The 7639-nt window shown below is 70.8% G+C and carries 12 protein-coding genes; 10 read left to right on the top strand and 2 right to left on the bottom strand.

Annotation, left to right across the window (positions count from 1 at the left end):
• Positions 1-484: 484 nt before the first annotated feature.
• Positions 485-832 (top strand): hypothetical protein, encoded by a 348-nt coding sequence (locus tag FV242_RS31405; RefSeq protein ID WP_147941665.1) that lies wholly within the window; start codon positions 485-487, stop codon positions 830-832.
• A 235-nt stretch (positions 833-1067) separates the two neighbouring features.
• The gene (locus FV242_RS31400) at positions 1068-1400 is read left to right on the top strand and encodes a hypothetical protein (RefSeq protein ID WP_147941664.1); all 333 of its coding nucleotides are present in this window, start codon (positions 1068-1070) and stop codon (positions 1398-1400) included.
• A gap of 71 nt (positions 1401-1471) precedes the next feature.
• Here the strand turns inward: FV242_RS31400 and FV242_RS31395 are convergent, their stop codons facing one another.
• Together FV242_RS31395 and FV242_RS31390 are read right to left on the bottom strand one after the other, a co-directional pair.
• Positions 1472-2224 (bottom strand): hypothetical protein, encoded by a 753-nt coding sequence (locus tag FV242_RS31395; protein WP_147941663.1) that lies wholly within the window; start codon positions 2222-2224, stop codon positions 1472-1474.
• An 84-nt stretch (positions 2225-2308) separates the two neighbouring features.
• The gene (locus FV242_RS31390) at positions 2309-3067 is read right to left on the bottom strand and encodes a hypothetical protein (RefSeq protein WP_187278644.1); all 759 of its coding nucleotides are present in this window, start codon (positions 3065-3067) and stop codon (positions 2309-2311) included.
• 195 nt (positions 3068-3262) lie between these two features.
• On the opposite strand from FV242_RS31390, the gene FV242_RS31385 reads away from it, so the two are divergent.
• From FV242_RS31385 to FV242_RS31360, 8 genes are all read left to right on the top strand, one after another.
• Positions 3263-3532 (top strand): hypothetical protein, encoded by a 270-nt coding sequence (locus FV242_RS31385; RefSeq protein ID WP_147941661.1) that lies wholly within the window; start codon positions 3263-3265, stop codon positions 3530-3532.
• Positions 3523-3831: a hypothetical protein gene (locus FV242_RS31380; RefSeq protein ID WP_147941660.1), complete on the top strand. Its 309-nt coding sequence runs from the start codon at positions 3523-3525 to the stop codon at positions 3829-3831. Before FV242_RS31385 ends, FV242_RS31380 begins: the two co-directional genes overlap by 10 nt.
• Before the next feature lie 79 nt (positions 3832-3910).
• Entirely contained in the window at positions 3911-5734 is a 1824-nt protein-coding gene (locus FV242_RS31375) for a ParB/RepB/Spo0J family partition protein (protein ID WP_147941659.1), read from the top strand.
• 57 nt (positions 5735-5791) lie between these two features.
• Positions 5792-6181, top strand: coding sequence for a hypothetical protein (locus FV242_RS31370; RefSeq protein WP_147941658.1), 390 nt, complete (start codon positions 5792-5794; stop codon positions 6179-6181).
• A complete protein-coding gene (locus FV242_RS35005; RefSeq protein ID WP_187278643.1) occupies positions 6181-6351 on the top strand; it encodes a hypothetical protein in 171 nt (56 codons plus the stop codon). Before FV242_RS31370 ends, FV242_RS35005 begins: the two co-directional genes overlap by 1 nt.
• 92 nt (positions 6352-6443) lie before the next feature.
• Positions 6444-6593 carry a hypothetical protein gene (locus tag FV242_RS35000; RefSeq protein ID WP_187278642.1) on the top strand — a complete coding sequence of 50 codons (150 nt, stop codon included), beginning with the start codon at positions 6444-6446 and terminating at the stop codon, positions 6591-6593.
• A gap of 69 nt (positions 6594-6662) precedes the next feature.
• Entirely contained in the window at positions 6663-6947 is a 285-nt protein-coding gene (locus FV242_RS31365; protein ID WP_147941657.1) for a hypothetical protein, read from the top strand.
• Positions 6948-7091: 144 nt separating this feature from the next.
• Positions 7092-7529, top strand: a complete 438-nt coding sequence (locus FV242_RS31360; RefSeq protein ID WP_147941656.1) for a hypothetical protein — start codon at positions 7092-7094, stop codon at positions 7527-7529.
• Positions 7530-7639: the final 110 nt, after the last annotated feature.

The following is a 7639-nucleotide window of genomic DNA, read 5'->3' as shown; positions in this document are numbered from 1 at the left end:
CTGCCCCTCCCTCCGGCGATACCCCGTGGGAATGGCATCCCCCAAAGTCCGGACGCACTCTGGTCGGGCGACATCAGCACCTGGGATCTGGACCGCCAGCTCGCCGTCGCGGCGGCCATCGGCCTCCGGGCGCGCATCGTCCTGGAGCCGATCTAACCCCCGCAGGCGCACGTGCGCCCGACGTGCGCCCATGTGCGCCCGCTGTGCGCCCGCTGTGCGCCCGCTGTGCGCCCCCCGCCCTTTTTTCGTAGGCCCTGTGCTGCTAGCTCTCTGGCCGCATCAAGCATCTGCAAGCATTGAGCTTTTCGCGTTGTCCGAGAATGCTCTTCCGCCGGATCGGCGTTACTCTATCCCACCCCCTTTGTTACCTGTCCTGGAAGCGCGATTCCTGCTCCAGAAGCGTCCCGGGTCACGTTTTTTTCCGTGACATGTCCTGGCACCTTGCATCGCTGAGGAGCATCATCCTGGGACCGAGGAGGATCCCATGCGCACCAAGCTCACGACCCTGTCCCAGGCCGAGCGTATCGCCCACGAGCGCGACCTCGGCCGCAAGCGCAAATCCGTCGAGCGGGACCGCCAGCGCGAAGCCGGCTGGCCCATCGCCGCCATGGTCGACCGGGCGGTCGTCGATGCGGTGCGCGACTTTCTATCGGCTGACCCGACCGGTGCCCGGGCGATCCCCCCAGAGGCCCTGATGCGGACGGTGGCGCTCCACCTCCTCCGGCGTTCCCACCGCGCCTACGCGACCGGCGCGGATGCGGTCAGCTTCACGCGGGAGGGCGTCCAGGCGGCGCTCCGGGACCGTCTGCTGACCCCCGCCAAGGCGGCCTGATCCCCGCGCGGGAAACGCGTTACATAGTTCGGGATGGCCGTTTCATTGAATAGGAGTAACGGGAGGACGGCCCCCCATGCAGAAAAGCACTCCAGAGAGGTGGCTGTATTCGAGCTCGACATGTCTCGTTGTTAACCGCCGGCCAGGGATACCCCGCGAAACCGGGGGCGCCCTCGTTGACGGCGGAGTCAGCCCAGGCCCATCTTGGGGGGACACCAACGCCGAGGAGCCCGCCATGTCCGCCATCAGCCGCCACGTCACCGCGGACGTCACCTCGAACGTGGGGCTCGGCCTAGTCGCTGCCCACATTGCGATCCGGGACACGCTCGATGGTGTGCGGATCCGCCGTGCCGAGGCCGCCGATTCCGTCTCCGAGCTGGTCATCCGGCTGCGTGAAGCCCGCAACGACCAGCATGCGGCCGAGCAGCGGGCGGTTGCGGCCGAGGCCCGGGCCGCCGTCCTGGCTCGGGCACTCCAGCGGATGTCGGCCGAGGCGGCCGGCCTGCGGGACGCCCTCAACGTCGAGCGGGAATTCGCGGCCGGCCTGCGCGAGATCATTGGAGCCTGAGCCGCCCGGCACCGGACATGAGAAGGGCCGCCGGTTACCCGGCAGCCCTTCTTCGTTTCAGATGGTCTGCGTCAGTGGAAGGCGGGTCGCATCCCGCCGCCGGCTCGCACCGGGGCGTAGTCCGCATCATCCTCGGCGGGCAGGACCGGCCGGCGGTGGCCGCCCGTTGCGCGCTCTACCTCGGCGGCCCGCTCGGCCCGGGCGATCCGCCGGATTTCGGCGAGTGCCGCCTGCATCTCCGCGCGCCCCGTGACGGCCTTCGGCTGCGCGGGTACGGGGGGCAGGCCGTCGGCAAGGGACCGGCCCTCGACGTGCGCCTGGATGTGGAAGACATCCATCGCGGCGACGGCGGCGATCTGCTTGGGGCTCAGCGTGTCGAGCCACGACTTCACGTGCGGAGGCAGATCGGCGTCGAGGCTCGCCGCCATGTCCGCGTCGCCCCGGGCCCGGGCGGTTGCGGCGAACGAAACGCGGTTACCGGCCATCGCGGCTTCCGTCATCGCCGCCTTCGTGGCGGCCGGGATCTGATAGCCGACGTGGTCGTGCTCGACCGCGGCGTCGGCTATCTGCTTCGGGCCGGCCGTCCCCCGGGGCAGCAGAGATCCGGTCGCGTTGGCGAGGCGGTCGAGGATCCGGGCCGGGCCGGCCAGACCCTTTCCGACGAGGCGGGCAGTGGCCTCACCGATGCCCCGGGCGGCTCGCCCGATCTGGCGGCCGTCCTCAACGAGGGTGGCTGCGGCTTCCTTGGCTCCCCCGAACAGGGCGAGCACGGCGGCGATGAGAGCCCGGATGGCGCGGGCGATGATTTCTGAGAACGAGGTCATGGCGTGCTCCTGACGGCGCGGCGGAATGCGTGTGCCGTGAAGGGAGCATCAATCCCGGCGATGAAAGGCACAAAGCGTGACATGTCACGCGAGGCCGAGGCGGTCCTGCAGTTCCGTCGGGAGCTGCCGCCGGTGTCGGTGGACAAGCGTCAGGGCGTGGCCTGCCTCGATCGGCGTCAGGGCATCCCGTCCGGCCAGTCGATGGCCAGCCGGTGAGGAGGGGGCGTCCCAGCCGATCGAATTGGCGTCCCGGGCCCGGTCCGCATCCAGGCGGGTCAAGTGGCGACACGCCTCAAGCAGGTCGGCCTCGCGACCCTCGGCTCGCATGAGCGCCTCCTGTGCCGCCGGCTCGGCGAGACGCCGATCGACAGCGGCGACGACGCCTCGGGCCTCGATGTAGAGCGCCCGAGCGAATCGGTGCTGCCCCGGCGTCAGTGAAACGGCCTCCGAGAACTCGCGGGCGATCGGCTCCTTCGACCGGAACGACCAGGCCGCCGAGGCGAGCAGGGCGGCAAGGTCGAGTTGGATCGCCGAGAGGGCGCCAGCGTCCACGGGCCGGCGCGCCGCCTCCCGCTCCGCCCGCACGGCGATCTCCTCCTGCGCCTGCCGCTCCCAGGCCCGGAGCCGGATCGTCAGCTTGGGCTCCCGCGGGGCCTGGGACAGATCCCATTCCACCGTCCGGCCGCGCACCACGATGCCGGCCTCCTTCGGCCCCTTCCTGCAGCGTTCGAAGGCGATCTCCGCGAGAGGCGTCAGCCTGGCGATCCACCGCCCGTCGTCCGTCCTGCTCCAAGCGAGGTCAAGAAAATCCGGGGGATCCGCAAGAGTTGACGCGGCGGCCAATCCTTCCGGGAGGCCAAGATCCGAGCATACGATCCTTTGAGGTCCAGACATCCCGTTCTTTCCCAAATGATACCGAAGCGCGTTTCAGTTCCTATTGCTTCGGAAATGCGCGCATCAGTCATTTTCGCCCTTGCGCGAATTTCCACAAGGGGCTTCAATGTGTGTCGTTGCTGGTTTCTGACATAGGAGAGCTTGATGGAGAGCGGGAGCCCGTTCCCTCGCGAGGGCGTCACCGTGCGCGTCGTCACGTACGCCGAGGTCGTCGCCCGCCTGCGCGCCCGCGTGACCGAAGCCGGGTCCCAGAAAGCGTTCGCCAGGGCGGCCGGCCTACACGGGCCGGATCTCTGCCAAGTCCTGCGCGGGCGGGCGGCCCCGTCCGAGCGGCAGTGCAACGCCGTCGGCGTCGAGCGCGCCCTCGTCATGCGCGACGTCGCCCCCGCCGGGGAGGCCGTGCCGTGCAGCTGACGCCCCGACAGATCCGGGCCCGCCTCGACCGCGCCGTCGCCGACGCCGGCAGCAATAGAGCCCTCTCACGCGCGAGGGGCGTCACGGAATCCCAGGTCTCCCGCTGCCGCCTGAGCGGGCGGAACTGCCCCGCCGCGCTGCTCGCCGCGGCCGGCATGTGGCGGGACGCCGAGGGCGACGTGCGCGACCGGTCCGACCGGGGGCCGTCCCGCTTCCGCTTCATCGCGGTCCAGGCCTCGGGCGAGGCCGGCGTCGCCGCGGCGGTCGCCACGCTCGGGGCCGCCCTCGGCCAGCGCTGAGGCCGCCCCTTCGTCGACGCGCCCGGCGGCAGGGGCGCACCCGCTATCCCCTCCCCCCTCTCATCGATGGTGCTGCATCGTGACCCTGATCAAGAACGTCTTCCCCCTGACCCCGCTCTCCCGCCTCCGCCACGGTCACGACGAGGGCGCCCCGGCGGGCGTCTGCAACGTCCGGATCTCCGGCCGCGAGGACGGCATCGCCGAGCTGGCCGCCTCGATCGCCTCGGTCGGCCTGCTCTCGCCTCTCGTCGTCGTGCGCCACGAGGGGCTGTCCTACGTCGCCGACGGCAACCGCAGGCTGGCCGCGCTGCTGCGCCTCGCGGCGGCCGGCACGATCGCCGCGGACCACGAGGTCGACTGCGTCGAGCGCGACGCCGCGACCGCCCGCGAGGCCGGGCTCGCCGCTAATCTCACCCAGGCGCCGATGCACGAGGCCGACCAGACCTCGGCGTTCGCCGAGATGGCGGTCGGCGGTCTCAAGCCGAAGGACATCGCCGCCAAGTTCGGCGTGGCCGTTGCCCATGTGAAGCGCCTGCTCGCCCTCGGTTCCGTGTCGCCGCGGATCCTGGAAGCCTGGCGCACCGACCAGCTCGACATCGATGATGTCCAGGCCTTCACGCTGGCTCCCTCTGTGGAAGTCCAGGAGCTTGTCTTCGACAAGCTGTCCGAGCGTGGCTCTATCCACGCGTACAAGATCCGCGAGGAGCTCGGCGCCGGTCATTCGACGGCGACGATGCTGAAGCGCGTCGGGATCGACGCCTTCAAGGCGGCGGGCGGCCACGTCATCGCGGATCTGTTCGGAGATCAGACTGCCGTCAGCGATCCGGTCCTTCTCAAGCGCCTCTCCGACGAGGGCTTGAGCGCCCGCCGGGACCAGCTTCGCGCCGATGGATGGGCATGGGCCGAGATCGAGGACGACCTCCCCCCGGGCGCCCTCTACTTGTGGCCGACCATCCACTCATCCCGGCGCGAGCCGACCGAGGCCGAGGCGGCTCGGCTCAGGGAGATCGAGGCGTTCTTGGAGGCAGACGACGATGACGCGGCGGTCGAGGATGCGGCCATCCAGGCTGCGATCACCGAGTCCCACGCCATCGAGGCCTCCCTCTCTGTGAAGCCCGGTGCCGAGGATCGGGCCCGCTCGGGCTGCGTGGTGTCGTGGCACTACGACGGCACCATCCACGTCCGCGAGTACGTCCAGCGCCCGGAGGACGTGAAGGCGGCCAAGGCCTCGGCCGCGCCGGCCGGAGAGGCTGCCGAGCCCGAGGCGAAGGGCCTGTCGTCTGCGCTGCTCGACCGGCTGTCCGTGCAGATGACGCAGGCCGTGCAGGACAGCCTCTCCGGATCCCCGCAGGCTGCGATCGCCGGGCTGCTCGCCGGGGCCACGTGCGCCGCCAAGTGGCACGTGCCTTTCCGCCTGCGTCTGGAAGGGCTCGGCGCCGCGGAGGCGTCGGTCGGGGATAACGAGACGTTCGCGGTCCTGTTCGCCCGCTACCTGTCGATGCCGATGCCGGATCTGCTGGCGGCCGTAGGCCTGATCCTCGCCCGCAGCGTCGACCTGCGCACCCGGACGCCGGGCGCGGGCACCGGGGCCGGCGCCCCGGCGGACAGCCAGGCGATCCAGGCCCTCGCCGGCGCGCTCGATGCCGACACGCTGACCGCGCGCCTCCACGACCGGTTCGACGCCAAGGACTTCTTCGGCTCGGCGCCGAAGGCGGTGATCGTCGCCGCGATCAAGGAAGCCTGCGGGGCCGAGGCGGCCGCCCGGGCCGGCAAGCTCAGGAAGGCCGAGCTGGTCGAGCTCGCCATCGCGACGGTCGTCCCGACTGGCTGGCTGCCCCGTGAGATCCGCTGGCCGGGCTACGCCGGGCCCGGCGTCGAGACGGTCCTGGCCGAGGCGGCCTGACCCGACCCGGGGCGGCCGCCCGGTCGCCCCGGATTCCTTCAGCACCGGAGCATTCCCATGATCGAGAACACCACCACCACCGCTACCGCCGCCGTCCCCGCCGTGATGGCCGACATCCTCGACCTGAGCGATCCCCAGGCCCTAGTCGACGCCCACGCCGCCGCGGTCAACGCCGGCCAGGTGTCCCTCGCCGAGGAGATCGCCCGGTTCGTGGCTCATGTCGGCCACGAGCTGCGGGCGACGGCGTCGCGGGTCGATCACGATCTGAGCCGGTGCCACGAGAACCGCTACGACGAGCTGCATGCAGAGGACGACGAGGTCAGCGCCAGGCTTCGGATCCTCGAAGCGGTGCCAGCCCTGAAGGCCGCGATCGACGCGCTGGCCCAGGACGACGTCGCCGCGATCTGGGCACAGTACGGCCCCTACGACGTCGAGGACGACGAGTGATGCGCCGCCACGTCGAGGACCTCGACCGCGACCGGGACGACGACGACGACGCGCCGCCGCCAGCGTTTCAGTGCCCCTGCTGCCAAGAAGTCCTCGGGATCGAGGAGGGCGTCGTCCTAGAGCGTCACCCCGAGATGCCGCGGGTCTGCCTGAACTGCCTGTGCGCGTAGCGGTTATAAACTTATAAATAACGCTTGCATCGCGGTTCGAATGGTTATAAGTTTGTAAACAAGGCGGACGACCTGCCCCTAGGAGCCCGACGATGACCGAGACCCCCGAGACCACCACCACCGCCCAGACCGCCACCGACGCCCTCCTCGACGGGATGATCGCCCAGGTCGAGGCCGAGAACGCCGAGCCCGCCGAGCTCCCCGAGCCGGCGGTGACGGTCCCCTTCCCCACGGTCGTCTGAGCCAACTGCCGGGGCGCCCCCGCCCCGGCCTTTCCTCCCCCATCCATCCGAACACATCAGGAGCCCATCATGTCGACACAGCTCATCGAGGCGTCCACCGATCCCGAGGCTCGCCGCGCCGTTCGCGAGGGTATGCGGCTCTACATGATCGAGGCTGCCAGCTGGCAGCAGATCGCCCAGGCCCTCGGCACGGTTCCGGAGGGGCGGATGCGGATCGTCCACGAGATCTCCCTGGCTCAGGGATTCTGTGGCGCGGCGACGCTCGCCGGCGATGAGGGGGCGCTGAGGCGCTGGCGGCGCGGCGTGGCCATCCACAAGGGCGCGAGCGAGGAGCAGGCGCGAGAGATCGCCTGACGAGCCGGGGCCTCGCGCCCCGGCCCTTCTCGGGACCGCCCTCGGCCAGGGCGGTCCCGACGAGGGCCGATCCGGTCACTCCGCTCCCCCTGAGGGATGCCCGATCCACTCGCCGGCCCCGGGCACCGGCTTCAGGAGAAGATCATGAGCACCCCCACCATCGACACCGCCATCGCCGCCTACCGCGCCGCCGAGACGACCGAGGACCGGCTGCTCGCCCGCGAGGCGATCGAGCAGCACATCGCCGCCGATACGCCCGAGGGCGGCGACTACGAGGCCGCGACGGCCGAACTGGTCGAGCGCCTGGACCGCGAGCGCGAGCCGGCCGAGCCCAAGTACGGAATCTTCGAGGACGAGCGCTGCAAGGTGCCCGTCGACGACGAGGCGACGCTCCCCGACGTGTTCTTCCACCGCGTCGGCGAGCAGCTGACGCGGTACTGGTACCAGGGTCAGGAGACCTACGAGGCCCACGAGCGCGACGAGGACGAGCACGGCCGCACGCGCTGGATCGGGTGCGGGAGCTTCCGCTTCGAGGACGACACGACGGTCGAGGAGTTCCTGGAGACCGAGGCGGCCGACTGACTGAGCCACCGGCCGGGGCCATCGCGCCCCGGCCCTTCGCGGGATCGCCCCCTCGCCGGGCGGTCCCGCCAAAGGCCGGATCCCCCGACCCGAAGGAGACCATCGTGACC

The organism is Methylobacterium sp. WL64 (assembly GCF_008039945.1).
In the GTDB taxonomy this organism is placed as follows: Bacteria; Pseudomonadota; Alphaproteobacteria; order Rhizobiales; family Beijerinckiaceae; genus Methylobacterium.
This window is presented reverse-complemented; position numbering and strand designations above follow the sequence as displayed.

Bases quoted from the DNA above. Each gene is read 5' to 3' on its own strand.
- FV242_RS31405 (WP_147941665.1), top strand. From the start codon at position 485: ATGCGCACCAAGCTCACGACCCTGTCCCAGGCCGAGCGTATCGCCCAC.
- FV242_RS31365 (WP_147941657.1), top strand. From the start codon at position 6,663: ATGTCGACACAGCTCATCGAGGCGTCCACCGATCCCGAGGCTCGCCGC.
- FV242_RS31395 (WP_147941663.1), bottom strand. From the start codon at position 2,224: ATGACCTCGTTCTCAGAAATCATCGCCCGCGCCATCCGGGCTCTCATC.
- FV242_RS31400 (WP_147941664.1), top strand. From the start codon at position 1,068: ATGTCCGCCATCAGCCGCCACGTCACCGCGGACGTCACCTCGAACGTG.
- FV242_RS31385 (WP_147941661.1), top strand. From the start codon at position 3,263: ATGGAGAGCGGGAGCCCGTTCCCTCGCGAGGGCGTCACCGTGCGCGTC.
- FV242_RS31370 (WP_147941658.1), top strand. From the start codon at position 5,792: ATGATCGAGAACACCACCACCACCGCTACCGCCGCCGTCCCCGCCGTG.
- FV242_RS35005 (WP_187278643.1), top strand. From the start codon at position 6,181: ATGCGCCGCCACGTCGAGGACCTCGACCGCGACCGGGACGACGACGAC.
- FV242_RS35000 (WP_187278642.1), top strand. From the start codon at position 6,444: ATGACCGAGACCCCCGAGACCACCACCACCGCCCAGACCGCCACCGAC.
- FV242_RS31360 (WP_147941656.1), top strand. From the start codon at position 7,092: ATGAGCACCCCCACCATCGACACCGCCATCGCCGCCTACCGCGCCGCC.